General features: G+C 51.7%; 1 protein-coding gene. It reads left to right on the top strand.

Going from position 1 to position 633, the window contains the following annotated elements:
- Positions 1–61: 61 nt before the first annotated feature.
- Positions 62–633 (top strand): SulP family inorganic anion transporter (locus tag NW856_RS14435; protein WP_414400791.1); only part of this gene is annotated, 572 nt, incomplete at its 3' end.

Here is a 633-nt window from a genome sequence, read left to right as displayed (position 1 = left end):
TATCTACACGATTCCCAACTTTACCCGCACATTGCCGGCCTCACTCTTGAGTATTGTCATTATGACTTTCATTGTCTGGGTTTTCGACCTGGAACAGCAGGGTGTGCGCTTAATGGGGGAGGTGCCGGCAGGTTTTCCACCTTTAGCACAGCTTCCCGTCGATATCCAATTGATTGGACAGTTGGCAAACGGTGCACTTGCGTTGGCCATTATTGGTCTGGTTGAAGCCATTGCTATCGCACGTGCAATTGCTGGCTACACCGGTCAACGAATTGACAGCAATCAGGAATTTGTTGGGCAGGGATTATCGAACATCGCTGCTGGAATCTTTTCCGGCATGCCGTGTTCTGGCTCATTCAACCGCTCGGCCCTGGCGTATCAGGCAGGTGGCAAGACAGCGCTCACCGGTGTTATTTCAGGTATTACCGTTCTAATCGGGACCAGTCTGTTGAACGAGATTCTCGCCATCATTCCGCGTGCTGTGCTAGCGGGAACATTGATGGTTGCCGCGCTCGGTATGGTTGACCACAAAGCAATGGCGCGGGTCTGGCGTAGTTCACGTGGTGAGTCGGCCATTATGGTTACAACACTGGCATTAACACTCACGCTGCCGTTGCAATTTGCGATTTTGAT

This window comes from Synechococcus sp. R3-13 (genome assembly GCF_047462195.1).
Classification (GTDB): Bacteria; Cyanobacteriota; Cyanobacteriia; order Thermostichales; family Thermostichaceae; genus Thermostichus.
This window is presented reverse-complemented; position numbering and strand designations above follow the sequence as displayed.